Source organism: Halomonas campaniensis (assembly GCF_014193375.1).
Taxonomy (GTDB): domain Bacteria; phylum Pseudomonadota; class Gammaproteobacteria; order Pseudomonadales; family Halomonadaceae; genus Halomonas; species Halomonas campaniensis.
This window is the reverse complement of record NZ_JACHZF010000014.1, coordinates 99,702-118,241: the sequence shown is the minus strand read 5'-3', so window position 1 is coordinate 118,241 and position 18,540 is coordinate 99,702. Positions and strand designations below refer to the sequence as shown.

14 protein-coding genes and 1 riboswitch are annotated in these 18,540 nt (G+C 70.2%); of the genes, 6 read left to right on the top strand and 8 right to left on the bottom strand.

The features are described from left to right. The first annotated feature begins 196 nt into the window (after positions 1-196). A riboswitch (TPP riboswitch) is annotated at positions 197-334 on the top strand. A gap of 87 nt (positions 335-421) precedes the next feature. From tenA to BDK63_RS11170, 3 genes are all read left to right on the top strand, one after another. Beyond that, on the top strand, positions 422-1,090 hold the full coding sequence (gene tenA / locus BDK63_RS11180; RefSeq protein ID WP_183331916.1) for a thiaminase II: 669 nt from the start codon (positions 422-424) through the stop codon (positions 1,088-1,090). 59 nt (positions 1,091-1,149) lie between these two features. Next, a complete protein-coding gene (gene thiC, locus BDK63_RS11175; RefSeq protein ID WP_183331914.1) occupies positions 1,150-3,057 on the top strand; it encodes a phosphomethylpyrimidine synthase ThiC in 1,908 nt (635 codons plus the stop codon). A 135-nt stretch (positions 3,058-3,192) separates the two neighbouring features. Then, positions 3,193-4,974, top strand: coding sequence for a sugar phosphorylase (locus tag BDK63_RS11170; protein ID WP_183331912.1), 1,782 nt, complete (start codon positions 3,193-3,195; stop codon positions 4,972-4,974). A gap of 58 nt (positions 4,975-5,032) precedes the next feature. On the opposite strand, the gene BDK63_RS11165 is transcribed toward BDK63_RS11170, so the two are convergent. From BDK63_RS11165 to BDK63_RS11150, 4 genes are all read right to left on the bottom strand, one after another. After that, a complete protein-coding gene (locus BDK63_RS11165; RefSeq protein ID WP_183331910.1) occupies positions 5,033-6,253 on the bottom strand; it encodes a glycosyltransferase family protein in 1,221 nt (406 codons plus the stop codon). Continuing rightward, positions 6,250-7,170, bottom strand: a complete 921-nt coding sequence (locus tag BDK63_RS11160; protein ID WP_183331907.1) for an HAD-IIB family hydrolase — start codon at positions 7,168-7,170, stop codon at positions 6,250-6,252. Before BDK63_RS11160 ends, BDK63_RS11165 begins: the two co-directional genes overlap by 4 nt. 356 nt (positions 7,171-7,526) lie before the next feature. Further along, positions 7,527-8,027: a porin family protein gene (locus BDK63_RS11155; RefSeq protein WP_183331905.1), complete on the bottom strand. Its 501-nt coding sequence runs from the start codon at positions 8,025-8,027 to the stop codon at positions 7,527-7,529. Positions 8,028-8,175: 148 nt separating this feature from the next. Continuing rightward, complete coding sequence (locus BDK63_RS11150) at positions 8,176-9,108, bottom strand: EamA family transporter (RefSeq protein WP_183331903.1); 933 nt, start codon at positions 9,106-9,108, stop codon at positions 8,176-8,178. A 134-nt stretch (positions 9,109-9,242) separates the two neighbouring features. Between BDK63_RS11150 and BDK63_RS11145 the strand changes: the two genes are divergently transcribed. Then, on the top strand, positions 9,243-10,427 hold the full coding sequence (locus tag BDK63_RS11145) for an acetate/propionate family kinase (protein ID WP_183331901.1): 1,185 nt from the start codon (positions 9,243-9,245) through the stop codon (positions 10,425-10,427). Continuing rightward, positions 10,424-12,598, top strand: coding sequence for a phosphate acetyltransferase (gene pta / locus BDK63_RS11140; RefSeq protein ID WP_183331899.1), 2,175 nt, complete (start codon positions 10,424-10,426; stop codon positions 12,596-12,598). The genes BDK63_RS11145 and pta overlap by 4 nt, the downstream gene beginning before the upstream one ends. 9 nt (positions 12,599-12,607) lie before the next feature. Here pta and BDK63_RS11135 read toward each other — a convergent pair whose 3' ends face one another. The 4 genes from BDK63_RS11135 to BDK63_RS11120 form a co-directional block, all read right to left on the bottom strand. Next, the gene (locus tag BDK63_RS11135) at positions 12,608-13,438 is read right to left on the bottom strand and encodes an ABC transporter permease (protein WP_183331897.1); all 831 of its coding nucleotides are present in this window, start codon (positions 13,436-13,438) and stop codon (positions 12,608-12,610) included. Positions 13,439-13,456: 18 nt separating this feature from the next. Continuing rightward, entirely contained in the window at positions 13,457-14,713 is a 1,257-nt protein-coding gene (locus BDK63_RS11130) for an ABC transporter permease (RefSeq protein WP_183331895.1), read from the bottom strand. Between the two features lie 88 nt (positions 14,714-14,801). After that, positions 14,802-15,869, bottom strand: coding sequence for an ABC transporter substrate-binding protein (locus BDK63_RS11125; protein WP_183331893.1), 1,068 nt, complete (start codon positions 15,867-15,869; stop codon positions 14,802-14,804). Positions 15,870-15,924: 55 nt separating this feature from the next. Next, positions 15,925-17,040 (bottom strand): ABC transporter ATP-binding protein, encoded by a 1,116-nt coding sequence (locus BDK63_RS11120; protein WP_183331891.1) that lies wholly within the window; start codon positions 17,038-17,040, stop codon positions 15,925-15,927. A gap of 264 nt (positions 17,041-17,304) precedes the next feature. Between BDK63_RS11120 and BDK63_RS11115 the strand changes: the two genes are divergently transcribed. After that, entirely contained in the window at positions 17,305-18,459 is a 1,155-nt protein-coding gene (locus BDK63_RS11115; protein ID WP_183331889.1) for an aminotransferase class V-fold PLP-dependent enzyme, read from the top strand. The last annotated feature ends 81 nt before the right edge of the window (positions 18,460-18,540 follow it).

Sequence of the window (18,540 nt, the reverse complement as noted above, 5' to 3'; positions counted from 1 at the left end):
TCTCTTCCATTCTGGCGCATTGCGACGCCGTTAAAGGGGGAGGAGACCATCTCATCATCCCTGGGCGCTACCGATGCCATCCCTGGCATAGGACCCCCTCTTCGACCTGTCCCCGGCGCCTCTCGCTTGGGCAACCAAGACTAATCTGGAGTGCAGTCCAGGACTGGCAAAAACATCCTGGCCTGCTAGAGTGGGCCTTCGCTTGACGGGGTGCCGGTGGAACCGGCTGAGATCGCCATACGACACGGCTTGTTCGCAATGAACTGTCGTCACGGCGGGGCCCGTTGAACCTGATCCGGCTAGTACCGGCGTAGGAATCAAGCGGCGGCCTCCCCTCGGCTACCCCCGTGTAGCGCTCCCTCCAGGCCCCACTCCCTTCCTCGCCCGCACTCCGGATCATCACTCGTCTCCGGAGAAGACCATGGGCTACCGCTTCAGCGACCTCACCGCCGCCTGCCAGGACGACTGGCGGGCCTATATCGAGCACGACTTCGTGCGCGGCCTGGCCGACGGCACCCTCGAGGAGGGCGCCTTTCGCCACTACCTGAAGCAGGACTACCTGTTCCTGATCCACTTCGCCCGGGCCTATGCCCTGGCCGCCTACAAGAGCCGCACCCTCGACGACCTGCGCCAGGCCCATGAGGGGCTCAAGGCCATCGTCGACCTGGAGCTGGGGCTCCACGTCGGCTACTGCCGGGAGTGGGGCATCTCCGAGGCGACGCTGGCCGAGCTGCCCGAGGCCCGCGCCACCATGGCCTATACCCGCTACGTGCTGGATACCGGCAACCGCGGCGACCTGCTCGACCTCCACGTGGCCCTGGCCCCCTGCCTGGTGGGCTACGGCGAGATCGCCGACTGGATCAACGCCCGCGCCGGGACGCTGCGCGGCGACGCCAACCCCTATGATGCCTGGATCGCCATGTACGAGAGCGAGGCGTTCCAGGCCGCCCGTAACGCCGAGGAGGCCTGGCTCGACGCCCGCCTGGCCGACGTCACCCCGGCGCGCTTCGAGGAACTCACCCAGGTCTTCCGCGACGCCACCCGACTCGAGATCGACTTCTGGCAGATGGGGCTGGATCGCGCCCTCTAGCGCCGTCGCCCTGCTCCCTGACAACAACACCAACAACAGCCACCACAAGGACCCTCGCCATGAGCAAGACCGCCCACTTTCTCGCCGAGACCGCCCGCGTCGACGCGGCCGCCATCCAGCCGCTGCCCGGCTCCCGCAAGGTCTACATCGAAGGCTCGCGCCCCGATATCCGCGTGCCCTTCCGCGAGATCTCGCTGTCGCCGACCCGGACCTCCGGCATGGGCCCGGATGAGCAGAACCCGCCGCTGCTGGTCTACGACACCTCCGGCCCCTATACCGACCCGGCGGCCGAGATCGACCTGCGCCGCGGCCTGCCCGAGCTGCGCCGCGCCTGGATCGAGGAACGCGGCGATACCGAGTGCCTCGACGGCCCCACCTCCGAGTATGGCCGGCGCCGCGCCAACGACCCGACGCTCGCCAGGCTGCGCTTCGACCTGACCCGAACGCCCCGGCGCGCCAGGGAAGGGAAGAACGTCACCCAGCTTCACTACGCCCGCCAGGGGATCATCACCCCGGAGATGGAATTCATCGCCATCCGGGAAAACCAGCGCCGGCAGGCCCTGGGAACCGCGGAAGTGGAGCGGATCCTCGGCCACCAGCACCCGGGCCAGGGCTTCGGCGCCCGCCTGCCGGAGGAGATCACCCCGGAGTTCGTGCGCGCCGAGGTGGCCGCGGGCCGGGCGATCATCCCCTGCAACATCAACCACCCGGAGTCCGAGCCGATGATCATCGGCCGCAACTTCCTGGTGAAGATCAACGGCAACCTGGGCAACTCCGCGGTGACCTCCTCCATCGAGGAGGAGGTGGACAAGATGACCTGGGGCATCCGCTGGGGCGCCGACACCATCATGGACCTCTCCACCGGGCAGAACATCCACGAGACCCGCGAGTGGATCCTGCGCAACTCGCCGGTGCCCATCGGCACCGTGCCCATCTACCAGGCGCTGGAGAAGGTCAACGGCGTGGCCGAGGACCTCACCTGGGAGGTGTTCCGCGACACCCTGATCGAGCAGGCCGAGCAGGGGGTGGACTACTTCACCATCCATGCCGGGGTGCTGCTGCGCTATGTGCCGCTCACCGCCAGGCGCGTCACTGGCATCGTCTCCCGGGGCGGCTCGATCATGGCCAAGTGGTGCCTCTACCATCACCGGGAGAGCTTCCTCTACGAGCACTTCGAGGAGATCTGCGAGATCTGCAAGCGCTACGACGTGGCCTTCTCCCTGGGCGATGGCCTGCGCCCGGGCTCGGTGGCCGACGCCAACGACGCGGCCCAGTTCGCCGAGTTGGAGACCCTGGGCGAGCTGACCAGGATCGCCTGGAAGCACGACGTCCAGGTGATGATCGAGGGGCCGGGGCATGTGCCGATGCACCTGATCAAGGAGAACATGGACAAGCAGCTCGAGGCGTGCCACGAGGCGCCCTTCTATACCCTGGGCCCGCTGACCACCGACATCGCCCCCGGCTACGACCACATTACCTCCGGTATCGGCGCGGCCATGATCGGCTGGTTCGGCTGCGCCATGCTCTGCTACGTGACCCCCAAGGAGCACCTGGGCCTGCCCAACAAGGACGACGTCAAGACCGGCATCATCACCTACAAGATCGCCGCCCACGCGGCGGATCTCGCCAAGGGCCACCCGGCCGCCCAGCGCCGCGACAACGCGCTCTCCAAGGCGCGCTTCGAGTTCCGCTGGGAGGACCAGTTCAACCTCGGCCTGGACCCGGACACCGCCCGGGCGTACCACGACGAGACCCTGCCCAAGGACTCGGCCAAGGTGGCTCACTTCTGCTCCATGTGCGGGCCCAAGTTCTGCTCCATGAAGATCAGCCAGGAGGTCCGCGACAGTTTCAAGGACGGGGCCCCCGAACACGGCCTGGACGACGACCCCGAGGCAATCAGGCGAGGCATGGAGGAGCAGGCGCAGAAGTTCCGGGAGACCGGCAGCCGGCTCTATCAGGAGGTATAGGCCGCTCTTCGCCAAACCCTGGAACGACTGCCTGAACGATCACGCCGGCCCCGGGCCGGCGTGTTGCGTCAGCGGATGCCGCCAGGCTGGCACGGGCCCTGCATGGGTTAGGGGTTGTCACGAGGAGACCCGGCCATGTCCGACCGCCCGACCTTCACCCCCTCCGTCGCCGTCCCGCTGGACGCCGAGGCCTTCAGCCGCCGCGCCCACGGCCACCTGGCCTTCCTCTACGGCCCCCGCGCCGACGAGGTGCTGCGCCGGCTGCTGACCCTGCTGGCCCACCAGGCCCCGCCCCCGCCCTCCGCTGGTGAAGGCGATGCGCCACTCTGGAGCGAGCGCGACCAGTGGCTGATCAGCTACGGCGACAGCCTGCTGGAGGGCGAGCGTGCCCCCCTGGAGGTGCTGGACGACTTCCTCGAGGCGCGCCTGGCGGAGGCCTTCAGCGGCGTGCACCTGCTGCCCTTCTTCCCCTGGAGCAGCGACGACGGCTTCTCGGTGATCCACTACCGCGAGGTCTCCCCCGACCTGGGCGACTGGTCCCATGTTCGCGCCCTGGCCGGGCGGCGCGACCTGGCGGTGGACCTGGTGCTCAACCACGTCTCCCGGGAGTCGCTGTGGTTCGTCGACTACCTCTCCGGCAGCCAGCCGGGGCGCGACTACTTCATCGAGATGGACCCGGAGACCGACCTCTCGGCGGTGGTGCGGCCGCGCAGCTCGCCGCTGCTGGTCAAGGTGCCGACCCGGCGCGGCCCCCGACACCTCTGGGCGACCTTCTCCGAGGATCAGATCGACCTGAACTTCGCCAACCCCGACGTGCTGCTGGAGTTCATCGGCATCCTGCTCTTCTACCTGGGCCAGGGCGCCCGGGTGATCCGGCTGGACGCCATCGCCTACCTGTGGAAGGCCGTCGGCACCCCCTGCATCCACCTGCCCCAGACCCACGAGGTGGTGCGGCTGCTGCGCGCGGTGGTGGATCACGTGGCGCCGGGCACTCTGCTGCTCACCGAGACCAACGTGCCCCATCGCGAGAACCTCAGCTACCTGGGCCTGGAGCGGCTTTCCGCCGGACACTTCCCCGACGAGGCGCACCTGGTCTATCAGTTCCCGCTGCCGCCGCTGCTGCTGCACACCCTGACCAGCGGCGAGGCGGGCACCCTGGCGGCCTGGCTGAAGAGCCTGCCGTCCCTGCCCCCCGGCTGCAGCTTCCTCAACTTCACCGCCAGCCACGACGGCATCGGCGTGCGCCCGCTGGAGGGCTGGCTGCCCCAGCACGAGATCGATGCGCTGCTGGAGCTGATGCATCGCTTCGGCGGCTTCGTCAGCATGCGCACCCGGGACGACGGCAGCGACAGCCCCTACGAGATCAACATCACCTGGTTCGACGCCATGAAGGGCACCCGGCGCGGGCCGGACCCCTGGCAGATGCAGCGCTTCCTGTGCGGCCAGCAGCTGATGCTCGGCCTGCGGGGCATCCCGGCGCTCTACTTCCACGTGCTGACCGGCACCCTGAACGACCTGGAGGGGGTGGAGCGCAGCGGACGCCTGCGCTCCATCAACCGGCGCCGCTGGCTGCGCGACGAACTGGAGCTTCTGCTGGACAGCCCCGACACGCCGACGAGGATGGTCTTCGAGGCGCTGACCCGGCGCCTGGCGGCTCGCCGCGGCGAGCCCTGCTTCCATCCGGACGCCCCCCAGCGGGTGCTGGAGGCGCCGCCGGAGCTGCTGGTGCTGGAGCGCGGCCCGCTGCCCGACGGGCGTCGCCTGCTGGCGATCCACAACGTCACCGACGCCCCCCAGCCGCTGACGCTTCCGGCCCTCGGCCAGGGGGCCTGGTTCGACCTGCTGGAGGAGGCCCCGTGGGCGCCCGTGGAGAGCCTGGCGCCCTATCGCTGCCTGTGGCTGGTGCAGAAGCCCTGAGCGATAGCAGAATCAGCGATAGCAGAATCGGCTCGAGGCTATCACGGCGACAGGCCTGCTACACCTCGCCGCAGTTGTCGGCCTCCACGGCGTCGTGGAGGCGCTCCGGCAGGTCGGGAATCGCCGAGCGTACCCGGTTCCAGCTGGGGATGAAGGGGCGCTCGCCGGGGTTGTCGAGGAAGGCGCTGCCGGCCTCGAGCAGGTTGGCGGCGAACAGCTCCACGGCCCGCTCCTCGGCATGGCGATCCAGGGAGAGGCCGTTCATCACCGCGTCGTGGTCGTAGGCCTCGATCAGGTCCAGGGCCAGCCGGTAGTAGGTCGCCTTGAGGGTGCGGAAGCCCTCGGCGCTGAAGGTCACCCCCTGGGTGGCCAGCTTGCGGTAGAGCGCCTTGGCGATGTCCAGGCTCATGCGGTTGAGCCCGGCGGAGGCGTCCTCCTCCGAGACCGGCTGGTGCTTGTGGTCGTAGGCGTCGGCCAGGTCCACCTGGCAGAGCCGCTTGGTGGAGTAGTTGCGATGCACCTCGGAGAGCACGCCGACCTCCAGGCCCCAGTCGGCGGGGATGCGGATGCCGTCGAGCACCTCGGCGCGCATGGAGAACTCCCCGGAGAGCGGGTAGCGGTAGCTGTCCAGGTACTCCAGGTAGGGCAGCGGCCCGTGGATGCGCTTGAGCGCCCGCAGCAGCGGCGTGACCATCAGCCGGGACACGCGGCCGTTGAGCCGTCCGTCGGCGATGCGCGGGTAGTAGCCCTTGCAGAACTCGTAGTTGAAGTGGGGGTGGGCCACCGGATAGAAGAGCCGCGCCAGCAGGCCACGCTCGTAGGTGAGGATGTCGCAGTCGTGCAGCGCCACCACGGCGCCGCGCCCGGAGGCCTGGACGAAGCCGGCGCAGAACCAGACGTTGCGCCCCTTGCCCGGCTGCTGGGGCGAGAGCCCCTGGGCGTCCAGCTCCTCGTCCAGGGCGCGCAGTCGCGGGCCGTCGTTCCAGAGGATGCGATGGTGCTGCGGCAGCCGGCCGAAGAACTCCCGGGCACGCAGGAACTGCTCGCGGTCGGCCCGGTCCAGCCCGATCACCACCTCGGCGAGGTAGGGCACCCGGCGGAGCTCCTCGACGATCGCCTCGAGGGCGGGCCCCTCCAGCTCGGAGTAGAGCGAGGGCAGGATCAGGCTCATCGGGCGGCGACGCGAGAAGCGCACCAGGTCCGCCTCCAGGGATTCCACCGGGCGCCGGGTCAGGTTGTGGAAGTCGGTGATGATGCCGTTCTGGTGGAAGTCGCTCATGCGCTTGCCTCCTCGGTGGCCGCCTCACGGGCCGAGACCCCCGCCGGACTCAGCCGGCGGTCGGCTCGCCCCCACCAGTAGGCCACCCCCTCGGCCCAGCCGGCGGGGCCGGTCGCCTCGCTGCGATAGAGTTCCGGCTGGGCAGGCTCCACCGGCAGGCCGTGGCAGCCGCGGATCACCACCGCCTGGTCCACCGCCTCGAGCATGGCGATGTCGTTGGGCCCGTCGCCCAGCGCCAGGGTCAGCGGGCGGCGGCCGCGCAGCGCCTGGTAGCGCTCCACCAGCCACGCCACCGCGCTGCCCTTGTGGGACTCGCCAGTGACGTGCCAGAAGCGCCCGCCGCGTACCAGCTGCAGGCCGTCGCCGGCGAGTCCCGCACGGAAGGCCTCGAGGGCGGCCTCGTCGTCCTGCCACACCAGCGGCTCGCTGCCCTCGCGCATCCGCGCCAGGCGGGCCTCGGGCTCGGGCAGGCCGGTGAAGGCGACGAGCTCGTCGAGGGACATCTGGCTCATGGTGGTGAAGCTCACGCCCAGCCGCGCCTGCCACACCGCCAGGCGCTTGCGCACGAAGCCGATGTCCACCCCTAGGGTGCGAATGGCCAGGCCGTCGGGCCCCGGGCGGTCGATGCGGGCATGGCACCACGCCGGCGGTAGGCCGACCACGGCGCCGTTCTCGGCGATGAAGGGGGTATCGGTCAGCCCCATGGCCTGGCGCAGCGGCACGATCTCGCTGCGGGTCTTGCTGGTCACCGGGATCACCGGCACCCCGAGCTGCCTGAGGCGGGCCAGCCAGGGCCGGGCAGGGGACCAGTCATAGCTGTGGTGGTCAAGCAGCGAGCCATCCAGGTCGGTGAACAGCAGTCGCGGCGTCAGGGCCGCATCGAAGCCGGCATCCGGCGTGGTCGGTGAAACGGTCATGGCAGCTCCCGGGCAGACAGGTCAGGTGTCTCCTGCCCATGGCCTTGCACAAGGCGTGCCATGCCGGCCCGGGCCGCGTAACAGGCGCGGATCGCATGTCGCTGTCATGCTCGAGGCTGTTCCGGCAACAGGTCTGCGAGGGGGCGCTGTGAACCCCTCCCTGGGCGCTACCGATGCCATCCCTGGCATAGGACCCCCTCTTCGACCTGTTCCCGGCGCCTCTCGCTGCTGGGTAACCGCAGCGCACCTGACCTGGATGACGCACGCACCACTTCAGTGCTTTTCGGGGCACCAAAAAAGCGCACCCCGAGGCAAAATGCCTCGGGGTGCCGTTAGCCGCGGATGGACGTCGCGCGTTAGAAGCGGTAGCGCACGCCGACGCTGGCGGCGTCGAAGGTGTAGTTCGACTCGTCCAGGTAGCGCATGTAGTCGGCGCCCAGCGCCAGGTTGGGGGCCACGTCGAACTCGGCACCCGCGCCGTAGGAGAAGCCGCTCTCGCGGTCGATGTCGAAATCCACCTCGGTGAAGCCGGCCAGGCCGTAGAGGCGGAACTCCTGGGAGATGGGCAGGATGCCCTTGCCATAGGCGCCGATCAGGGAGTCGAGTTCGGCGGCGCCGTCGGAGCCGCCACCACCCAGGTGCGCCTCGACGGCGAAGTAGTCGTTGAACTGCATGCCGCCGTTCAGGCGCAGGCCGACGCTGTCACGGCTGGAACCGTTGTCGGGATTGACCTCCCAGAACATGGCGTCACCGCCGATGTAGGGCTGGGGGTAGAAGGCCTGCTGGGCCTGGGCGGTGGTGACCGCACCGGCGGCGAACAGGGCGGCGGTCGTCGCAGCGAGGGTGAGACGTTTCATGGCGTCCTCCTTATTAATGAACACCGTTTCCTAACACCCCGAAGTGTGGCCCCCACCCCACCAAAGATCAAGGGAACAATGTGCAAATCTGCGCTACGCCGCGTCGCGGAGAGGCGACAGCATTGCCCCTGAGCCGGGGGCCGGCGACTCAGGCCCGCCGGGAGAACCCCAGCACCAGGATGCCGGCCACCACGATGCCGCCACCCACCAGCTGCACCGGGGTGAGCGCCTGGCCGAGGATCAGGTAGCCCAGCACCAGGGCGGCCACCGGCTCCATGTTCATGGCCGGCGCGTTGCGCGCCATGTCCAGGCGCGGCACGCAGATGAACAGCGTCGAGAAGGCCACCGCATAGCAGAGCCCCAGGGCGGCGAGCCCTGCCCAGCCGGGCACGGAGGCCGGCAGTGCCATGCCGCCGGGCACCAGCCCCAGGCCGCCGGCCACCAGCATCGCCACCAGCACCGTGAGCATGGTCAGCAGGGTGCGCAGGGTGCTGCCCACCTCGGCGAGCCGATGCTCGGTGATCCACAGCGCACAGGAGAAGGCGCTGGCGGCGGCCAGGCCGAAGGCCACCCCGGCGATCCAGCCGGGTCCCATGGCATCGGGGCCGGCCAGCCAGGCGGGCACGTCCAGCACCACCACCAGGCCGACCAGGATCACCCCCATGATCAGCGCCGCGCGAAGCGTCGGCCTGGGTCCGCCCAGGGCCCAGGTGAGCAGCGCCAGCTGGATCGGCAGGGTGTTCATCAGCAGCAGCGCCACCACCACCGGGATCCGCGCCACCGCCGAATAGAGGCAGAGGCTCTGCACCGCCACCAGCAGGCCCACCGCGAGCTGCCAGGGCCGCGTGCGCGGCGGCAGCGCCAGCCGCTTGCGCTGCACCGCCACCAGCACGGCCAGGATCGCCAGCGCCACGCCGGAGCGCACCAGGATCGCCAGCAGCAGCCCGGTGCCCTCGTCGAAGGCGACCCGGGCCGCCACGTGGTTGGCGGCGAACAGCGTCGCCAGGCCGCCCATCAGCAGCAGGGCCAGGGGGCGGGGATAGGGCATCGGGGCCGCCGAGGCGGCGCGAGGGGTCGACATGTCACAGCGTCCGTGCAGGATGGGAGGTCGCCGGGGAAGACGGCGCCCGACCATGATCGGCATCAAGGCCGGGAGACGCCACTCGCCCCGCCCCATGGTAGACTAAAGTCCAATCTCTCGACCGAGGAGTGTCGATGAACGACCCGGTGCTGGTGATCAACTGTGGTTCCTCCTCCATCAAGTATGCGCTGGTGTCGGCGGACCCCGACCAGCCCCGGCTGGCCGGCCTGGTCGAGCGCCTGGGCAGCAGCGACGCCCGCCTGGCGGGCATCGACAGCCGCGGCGAGCGCTTCCAGCGGACGCTGGCCGGCGCCGGCCACGTCCAGGCCCTGGAGGCGATCCTCGACAGCCTCGAGGGCCATCGCCCCGTCGCCGTGGGGCACCGGGTCGTCCACGGCGGCGAGCGCTTCACCCGGGCCGCACGGATCGACGATGAGGTGGTGGCGGCCATCGAGGCCACCGCCGCCCTCGCCCCGCTGCACAACCCGGCCAACCTGGAGGGCGTGGCGGCGACCCGCCAGCTGTTCCCCGAGCTGCCCCAGGTGGCCGTCTTCGACACCGCCTTCCACCAGAGCCTGCCGCCGCGCGCCTATCGCTACGCCCTGCCCGAGGCGCTCTACCGCGACCACGGCATCCGCCGCTACGGCTTCCACGGCACCAGCCACGCCTGCGTGAGCGCCCGGGCCGACACCCTCGCGGGCCGCCGCGGCGGCTGGCTGACCGCCCACCTGGGCAACGGCTGCTCCACCGCGGCGGTGTGGGAGGGCAGGAGCCTCGACACCAGCATGGGCCTGACCCCGCTGGAGGGGCTGGTCATGGGCACCCGCAGCGGCGACGTGGACCCCGGGCTGCACGCCCACCTGGTGCGGCAGCTCGACTGGAGCCTCGAAGAGATCGACCGCGTGCTCAACCGGGAGAGCGGCCTGCTGGGCCTCTCCGGGCTGACCAACGACATGCGCGAGCTGGAGGCCGCCGCCGACGAGGGCCATGCCGGCGCCCGGCTGGCCATCGAGGTGTTCTGCTACCGCATCGCCAAGTCCCTGGCCGCCCTCTCCTGCGCCTTGCCCCGGCTCGACGGCATCGTCTTCACCGGCGGCATCGGCGAGAACTCGCCGCGGGTGCGCGAGCGGGTGGTGGGCCACCTCCCCCACTTCGGCCTGGGCCTCGACGGCCCCGTCAATGCCGAGACCGTGCGCGGCCGCGAGGGCCGCATCGACACCCGGACCCCGGACTGTCCCGCCCTGTGGGTGATCCCCACCGACGAGGAGGGCCGCATCGCCGACGAGACCCGCCAGCTGCTGGGAGAGACCGCCCGATGACACCCCGCGAACCCCGCCACGAACCCCAGGTGCTGCTGCTGGTCCCCACCGGTGAGGGCGCCGGCCTCACCTCCGCCTGCCTGGGCCTGATCCAGGCGCTGGACACCATCGGCCTCAAGGCCGGCTTCCTCAAGCCGCTGCGCCAGGACGAGCTCAATGGCCCGGGGCCGGACCGCTCCTGTGCCCTGGTCAGCAGCACCCTCGGGCTGCACCCCCCCGCGCCGATCCCCCAGGCTGAGATGGAGCGCCTGCTGCGCGAGGACCGCCTGGACGTGCTGATGGAGCAGGTGGTCGAGCTCCAGGACCGCGCCCTGTCCACCGCCGGCGACGGCACGCCGGAACTGCTGGTGATGGAGGGACTGGTGCCGACGCGCCACGCCAGCTACGCCACCCAGGTCAACGCCCAGCTGGCCCACGCCCTCAATGCCCGCATCATCCTGGTGGGCAGCGGCGACCTGGCCGAGCCCCGGGCGCTGGCCGAGCAGCTCGACATGCACGCCCGCGCCTTCGGCGGCATCGGCTCGGCCCGCACCCTGGGCTGCATCCTGATGCGCCTGCACAACCTGCCCGGAGGCGGCGATGACAGCGGCCTCGCCGCGGGCACGGCGGTCCCGACGCTGGACGAGCCGCTGCTCGCCGAACTGCGTCGCCACTCGCCGGCGCTGGCCACCGACCGCTTCCACGTCATCGGCATGGTGCCCTATGCCCCGGCACTCTCCGCCCCCAGGGTGCTGGACGTGGCCCGCGCCCTGGGCGCCACCGTGCTCAACGAGGGCGAGCCCGAGCGCCGGGTGCTCTCCACCAGCCTCTGCGCGCGCAGCGCGTCCAATGCCCTGCACATCTTCAAGCCCGGCAGCCTGGTGGTGGCCTCCGGGGATCGCGACGACGTGGTGCTGGCCTCGGCGCTGGCCACCATGAACGGCGTGCCGCTGGCCGGGGTGCTGCTGACCAACGGCTTCCTGCCCGGCGAGAACATGATCGAGATGTGCCGGCCGGCGCTGAAGACCGGGCTGCCGGTGATCAGCGTGGAGACCGACAGCTTCACCACCGCCCAGAATCTCGGCCAGATGGGCAACGACATCCCCATGGACGACCTGGAGCGCGCCGAGCGCGTGGCCAACTTCGTCGCCGCCCATATCGACCTGCAGTGGCTCAAGGACCACCTGAGCCGCGGCTATACCCGGCGCCTGTCGCCCTCGGCCTTCCGCCACCAGCTGGTCAAGCTGGCCCAGCAGGCCGACCGGCGGATCATCCTGCCGGAGGGCGCCGAGCCGCGCACCGTGGAGGCCGCCGCCATCTGCCAGCGCCGCGGCCTGGCCCGCTGCGTGCTGCTCGGCAAGCGCGAGGAGATCGAGGAGGTCGCCCGGCAACGCGGCATCGCGCTGCCGGAGGGGCTCGAGATCATCGACCCGGACCGCATCCGCGAGCGCTACGTGGCGCCCATGGTGGAGCGGCGCACCGGCAAGGTGAACGCGCTGACCGCCGAGGCGCAGCTCCACGACAACGTGGTGCTCGGCACCATGATGCTGCAGCTCGACGAGGTGGACGGCCTGGTCTCCGGCGCCGTCCACACCACCGCCAACACCGTGCGCCCGGCCTTCCAGCTGATCAAGACCGCGCCGGGCTACCGCCAGGTGTCGTCGATCTTCTTCATGCTGCTGCCGGAGCAGGTGGTGGTCTACGGCGACTGCGCGGTGAACCCCGACCCGGACGCCGAGGCCCTGGCGGAGATCGCGATCCAGAGCGCCCGCTCCGCCCAGGCCTTCGGCATCGAGCCGCGGGTGGCGATGATCAGCTACTCCACCGGCGAGTCCGGCAGTGGCGCCGACGTGGAGAAGGTGCGCCAGGCCACCCGCCTGGCCCGGGAGCAGGCCCCGGACCTCTTGATCGACGGCCCGCTGCAGTACGACGCCGCCGCCATCGAGAGCGTGGGGCGCCAGAAGGCCCCGGACTCCCCGGTGGCCGGGCGCGCCACGGTGTTCGTCTTCCCCGACCTCAACACCGGCAACACCACCTACAAGGCGGTGCAGCGCAGCGCCCGGGTGGTCAGCGTCGGCCCCATGCTGCAGGGCCTCAACAAGCCGGTGAACGACCTCTCCCGCGGGGCACTCGTGGACGACATCGTCTACACCATCGCCCTGACCGCCATCCAGGCCGCCCAGCGCGACTGAGCGGGGGGCTTACTCCACGCTGCCCTTGAGCCGTTCGCTGCGCCGGCGAAGCAGCTCCATGGTCACCAGCAGCAGGGTCGATAGCAGGATCAGGATGGTGGCCATGGCGGCGATGGCCGGGCTGATGTTCTCGCGGATGCCGGAGAACATCTGGATCGGCAGGGTGCGCTCGGTGGGGCTGGCGATGAACAGCGCCACCACCACCTCGTCGAAGGAGGTGGCGAAGGCGAAGAGCCCACCGGAGACCACCCCCGGCACGATCTGCGGCAGCACCACGGTGAAGAAGACCCGCAGCGGGCTCGCCCCCAGGCTGGCCCCGGCGCGCACCTGGTTGAAGTCGAAGCCCTGCAGGGTGGCGTTCACGGTGATCACCACGAAGGGCACGCCGAGCACCGTGTGGGCCAGCACCAGGCCGGTGTAGGAGTTGAGCAGTCCCACCTGGGCGAAGAAGAAGTACATGCCCACGGCGACGATCACCAGCGGCACCACCATGGGCGAGATCAGCAGCGCCAGGAGCATCCCCTTGCCGGGGAAATCGGCGCGGTTGAGCCCCACCGCGGCCAGGGTGCCGAGGACCATCGCCAGCAGCGTCGCCAGCGGCGCGACGATCAGGCTGTTCTTGAGCGCCGCCAGCCAGGGGCCGGAGGTATCGAAGATCGCCGCATACCAGCGCAGCGAGACGCCCGGCAGCGGGTAGGTCAGGAAGGAGCCGCTGCTGAACGAGAGCGGGATGATCACCAGCACCGGGGTGATCAGGAACAGCAGCACCAGGCCGCACAGCAGCCGGAACGTCCAGAACCAGAGCCGCTCCACCGGCGAGGCGTAGGGGGGCAGTGCCATGTCGTTCTCCTCCCGGGCTCAGCGCCGGATCAGCTGCCTGCGATTCACCAGGCGGTGGTAGACCAGGTAGAGCAGCAGGGTGACCACCAGCAGGATGCTGCCCAGCGCCGCGGCCATGCCCCAGTTGTTGGTGGTGTTGGTGTAGTAGGCCACGTAGTAGCTGACCATCTGGTCGGCGGGGCCGCCCACCAGCGCCGGGGTGATGTAGTAGCCCAGCGCCATGATGAACACCAGGATGGTCCCCGCCGCCACCCCGGAGACCGTCTGGGGCACATAGACCTGCCAGAAGGCCGCGAAGGGATGGGCGCCGAGCGACACCGCGGCACGCTGGTAGCTGGGCGAGATGCCCTTCATCACGCTGTAGAGCGGCAGCACCATGAAGGGCAGCAGGATATGCACCATGGCGAAGAACACCCCGATGCGGTTGAACACCAGCTGCAGCGGCGACTCGATCAGCCCCAGCGCCATCAGCGACTGGTTGGCCAGGCCGTTGGACTGCAGCAGGATGATCCAGGCCGCGGTGCGCACCAGCAGCGAGGTCCAGAACGGCAGCAGCACCAGGATCATCAGCAGGTTGCTGGTCTTCGCCGGCAGCGTGGCCAGCAGGTAGGCCAGCGGGAAGCCCAGCGCCAGGCAGATCAGGGTCACCCCGCCGGCGATCACCATGGTGCGCTGGAAGACCGCCTGGTAGAGGCGATCCCCGGCGTCGACGCGCTGGATCTCGCCATCCGCGCCGCGCTCCAGGTCCAGGGAGGCGAGCATGTAGCGGTCGGTGGTGGGCGGGGCGGTGCGCTGGATGCCGAGCCAGGTGGCGGTCTCGCCCCAGGCCGCATCGATCTCCGTCAGCGCCGTCGTCCAGTCATCGATGCTCTCCCCCGCCGCCGGCAGCCCCCGCAGGGTACGCATCAGCAGCCCGCGATAGCCGGTGTCCTCGTAGTTGAGGCGCCGGCCGATGCGCCCGAGCCCGCCGCCGCGGCGGGAGTCACGCAGCTCCGCGGCGAAGGCCGCCATGGCGGCCTCGTCGGGCAGGCCGGTGCCGTCCCACTGCTGCAGGGCCGCCGCGGTCTGCGGCATCACCGAGGCCAGCTCGCTGTTGTCGACGCTGCGCCACAGCATGCTGCCGATGGGCACCACGAAGACGATCACCAGGAACAGCGCCAGGGGGGCCACCAGGGCCACCGCCCGGAGCTTGCGCATCCGCTCGGCCCGCCTGAGCTGGGCCCGCAGGTTGCCGGCCGGCCGGGCCGGCGGTGTCGACGCGGCGGATCGGGTCATGGGCGCCTCCCGGACGGATCAGTGCCGGCCGCGCCAGGCGCGGCCGCAGGAAGAGGGGGCAGCGGCTCGCGCCGCTGCCGGGGGTGGATCAGCGCGCCGCCCAGGCGTTGAAGCGCTGCTCGAGCTCCTCGCCGAAGTCGACCCAGAAGCCGGTGTCGATGGCCAGTGCGCCCTCGAGGTTCTCCTCGTGGGTGGGCATGCGCCGCGCCTGCTCCTCGTCCAGCTGGGCGATGGCGTCCGGGTGCACCGGGCCGTAGGGGATCTCGCTGGAGTAGACCGCCTGGGTCTCCGGCTGGCTGGCGAAGGCGATGAAGTCGTAGGCCTCGTCGACGTGGTCGCTGCCGGCGACGATCGCCCAGTAGTCCAGGTCGTAGATGCTCTCGTTCCAGACGATCGCCAGGTTGTTGCCCTCCTCCTGGGCGGCGGCGATGCGGCCGTTGTAGGAGGAGGTCATCACCACATCGCCGGCCACCAGCCACTGGGGCGGCTGGGCGCCGGCCTCCCACCACTGGATGTGCTCCTTGATCTCGTCGAGCTTGGCGAAGGCCCGCTCGACCCCCTCGTCGGTGGCCAGCACCGCGTAGACCTCGTCGGCGGGCACGCCGTCGGCCATCAGCGCGAATTCCAGGGTGTACTTGGCGCCGCGGCGCAGCCCGCGGGTGCCGGGGAACTGCTCGACGTCCCAGAAGTCGGCCCAGGAGGTGGGCGAGGCCTCCAGGGCGTCGGCGTCAAAGGCCAGCACCGTGGACCACACGAAGGTGCCCACGCCGCACTCCTCCACGGCCGAGTCGATCAGGGTGTCGGCGAGCCCCAGGCGTTCCCAGTCGATGGGCTCGAACAGCCCCTCGAAGCAGCCGCGCGCCAGCTCGGGGGACTCCATCTCCACCAGGTCCCAGCTGACGTTGCCGGTCTCGACCATGGCACGGATGCGCGACAGCTCGCCGTTGTAGTCCCCGGGCGTCAGGTCGACGCCGGTCTGCTCGGCGAAGGGGCCGTAGTAGGCCTTCTGCATGGCGTCCCCCGAGGCGCCGCCGAAGGAGATGACGGTCAGCGCCTGGGCGCCGGTCGACAGCGCCAGGCCGGCGGCGAGCAGGCCGCCGACGGCGACACCGCGGGCCAGCCGGCGGGGCGTGAGGGGGGAAGGCTGATGGGTCATGGGACTCTCCCGATGGTGATTGTGGTTGTGGTTCTCGTGGTGCCCGGACGGGCGGTCATTGCGGGCCGGGCATGTCCAGGGCGCGCACATCCTCGTCGCGCCAGCCGACCTCGACGAGGTCGCCCGCCTGCATGCTGCTCTGGAACTCGGCGACCGGCACCCGCGCCACGAACTGGTCGTTGCCGGCCAGCGCCAGGCGGATGCGCAGGTGGTCCCCCAGGTAGATGAACTCGCACACCCGGGCCTGCAGGCGGTTGGCCAGGTCGCGGCTCGCCCCGTCGAGCTTGATGCGCTCCGGGCGGATCGACAGCTGGGTGGCGTCGCCGCTGGCCAGCCCCGGCCCCACCAGCGCCCCGGTGACGTGGTCGTCGCCGAAGCGCACCCGGCACTGCTCGCCCGCCACCGACTCGATGCGCCCCGGCAGGGTGTTGTTCTCGCCGATGAACTGGGCCACGAAGGTGTTGGCGGGGTGCTCGTAGAGGGCCTGGGGGGTATCGATCTGCTGGATGACCCCGTCGTTGAACACCGCCACCCGGTCCGACATGGTCAGCGCCTCGCTCTGGTCGTGGGTGACGAACACCACGGTGAGGCCGAGCTGCTCGTGGAGCTGCTTGATCTCCAGCTGCATGTGCTCGCGCAGCTGCTTGTCCAGGGCGCCGAGGGGCTCGTCCATCAGGATCAGCCGGGGCTCGAACACCAGGGCACGGGCCAGCGCCACCCGCTGCTGCTGGCCGCCGGAGAGCTGGGCGGGTCGCCGCCCGGCAAACTCGCCGAGCTTGATCATGTCGAGGATGCCGGCGACCTTGCGGTCGGCCTCGGCGGCGGGCAGGCGTCGGGTCCTCAGCGGATAGCGGATGTTCTCTTCCACCGTCATGTGGGGGAAGAGGGCGTAGTTCTGGAAGACCATGCCGAAGTTGCGCTTGTGGGGGGGCACGGTATTGAGGCGCTGGTCGCCGAGGTAGATGTCGCCGCCGGTGGGGTTCTCGAACCCGGCGAGCATCATCAGGCAGGTCGTCTTGCCGGAGCCGGAGGGGCCCAGCAGGGTCACGAACTCCCCCTCGTGGATGGCCAGGTTGAGGTCCTTGACCACCAGGGTCTCGCCGTCATAGGTCTTCTGGACGGCATCGAAGCGGATCAGCGGGGCCTGGGTGCGGCTGTTGTTGTCGGGCATCGGGGCTCCCGGCCAAAATTAAGACGTTTGCAGAAAATGTCCAAATTTCAAGCTAGGCGCGATGCTGCGCAGCGTCAAGTCGCTCCACCACGCTGCATAAACGGTGCCACCGACGCACCGGCCGCGGGGATGATCCAGGTCAAGGCCGACGACCGGCGACGGCCCGCCGCGGCTGGCCCGAACCCCCGAATCGGAATATGCTCTGGGGAGGAACGCCCCTTCGCCTGCGCCCTCCCGGGGCGCGGCCACATCACGGAGACTGAAATGCCCGGCTTGCTACCCGATGTCGATCCCGATGGGCTGCTCGAGTACTCGGTGGTCTACACCGACCGCGCCCTGAACCACATGTCGGCTCGCTTCCAGGAAGTGATGCGTGACCTCTCCGCCGGCCTCAAGCGGGTCTACCATGCGCACAGCGCGGTGATCGTGCCGGGCAGCGGCACCTTCGGCATGGAGGCGGTGGCCCGGCAGTTCGCCAAGGAGCGTCGCTGCCTGGTGATCCGCAACGGCTGGTTCAGCTACCGCTGGAGCCAGATCCTCGAGATGGGCAGGATCTCCTCCGACATCAACGTGCTCAAGGCGCGCCGCCTCGACGAGAACCATCCCACCTCGCCCTTCAGGCCGGCGCATCTCGAGGAGGTGATCGAGTCGATCCGCGACCAGCAGCCCGACATCGTCTTCATGCCCCACGTGGAGACCTCCGCCGGGATCATGCTGCCCGACGACTACATCCGCCAGGTGGCCGATGCCATCCACGAGGAGGGCGGACTGCTGGTACTCGACTGCATCGCCTCCGGCTCCATCTGGGTCGACATGCAGGACCTCGGCGTGGACGTGCTGGTCAGCGCGCCCCAGAAGGGCTGGAGCGCCTCCCCCTGCTGCGGCATGGTGATGCTGTCGCGGCTGGCCCGGGAGACCATCGATGAGACCACCAGCTCCAGCTTCTCCTGCGACCTGAAGAAGTGGCTGCAGATCATGGAAGCCTACGAGGGCGGCGGCCACGCCTATCATGCCACCCTGCCCACCGATGGCCTGGTGCGGCTGCGCGACGTGATGGCCGAGATCGAGGCCTATGGCCTGGAGCGGGTCCGTGAGGAGCAGCAGGCGCTGGGCGACGGGGTACGCGAGCTGCTGGCCGAGTACGGCTACCGGAGCGTGGCCGCGCCGGGCTTCGAGGCCCCGGGGGTGGTGGTCTGCTACACCGACGACCCTGAGTTGGTCGGCAAGTTCGCCGAGGCGGGCGTGCAGGTCGCCGGCGGCGTGCCGCTGATGTGCGACGAGGGCGAGGGCTTCCAGACCTTCCGCATCGGCCTGTTCGGCCTGGAGAAGCTGCATGACCGCGAGCGCAGCCTGGCCAACCTGAAGGCGGCGCTGGACCAGGTGGCCGCGGCCCGGCCGGTGCCGGCAGGCGAGGCCTGACCCCCGCTGACCGCCTTGCCCTGGCGGCGAGGCGGTGGCGTCACGGCACCCAGCGACGCAGCGACGCAGCGGGACATAACG

Bases quoted from the DNA above. Each gene is read 5' to 3' on its own strand.
- BDK63_RS11165 (WP_183331910.1), bottom strand. From the start codon at position 6,253: ATGAGCGACTTCCACCAGAACGGCATCATCACCGACTTCCACAACCTG.
- thiC (WP_183331914.1), top strand. From the start codon at position 1,150: ATGAGCAAGACCGCCCACTTTCTCGCCGAGACCGCCCGCGTCGACGCG.
- BDK63_RS11150 (WP_183331903.1), bottom strand. From the start codon at position 9,108: ATGTCGACCCCTCGCGCCGCCTCGGCGGCCCCGATGCCCTATCCCCGC.
- BDK63_RS11155 (WP_183331905.1), bottom strand. From the start codon at position 8,027: ATGAAACGTCTCACCCTCGCTGCGACGACCGCCGCCCTGTTCGCCGCC.
- BDK63_RS11160 (WP_183331907.1), bottom strand. From the start codon at position 7,170: ATGACCGTTTCACCGACCACGCCGGATGCCGGCTTCGATGCGGCCCTG.
- BDK63_RS11125 (WP_183331893.1), bottom strand. From the start codon at position 15,869: ATGACCCATCAGCCTTCCCCCCTCACGCCCCGCCGGCTGGCCCGCGGT.
- BDK63_RS11115 (WP_183331889.1), top strand. From the start codon at position 17,305: ATGCCCGGCTTGCTACCCGATGTCGATCCCGATGGGCTGCTCGAGTAC.
- pta (WP_183331899.1), top strand. From the start codon at position 10,424: ATGACACCCCGCGAACCCCGCCACGAACCCCAGGTGCTGCTGCTGGTC.
- BDK63_RS11145 (WP_183331901.1), top strand. From the start codon at position 9,243: ATGAACGACCCGGTGCTGGTGATCAACTGTGGTTCCTCCTCCATCAAG.
- BDK63_RS11120 (WP_183331891.1), bottom strand. From the start codon at position 17,040: ATGCCCGACAACAACAGCCGCACCCAGGCCCCGCTGATCCGCTTCGAT.
- BDK63_RS11170 (WP_183331912.1), top strand. From the start codon at position 3,193: ATGTCCGACCGCCCGACCTTCACCCCCTCCGTCGCCGTCCCGCTGGAC.
- BDK63_RS11130 (WP_183331895.1), bottom strand. From the start codon at position 14,713: ATGACCCGATCCGCCGCGTCGACACCGCCGGCCCGGCCGGCCGGCAAC.
- tenA (WP_183331916.1), top strand. From the start codon at position 422: ATGGGCTACCGCTTCAGCGACCTCACCGCCGCCTGCCAGGACGACTGG.
- BDK63_RS11135 (WP_183331897.1), bottom strand. From the start codon at position 13,438: ATGGCACTGCCCCCCTACGCCTCGCCGGTGGAGCGGCTCTGGTTCTGG.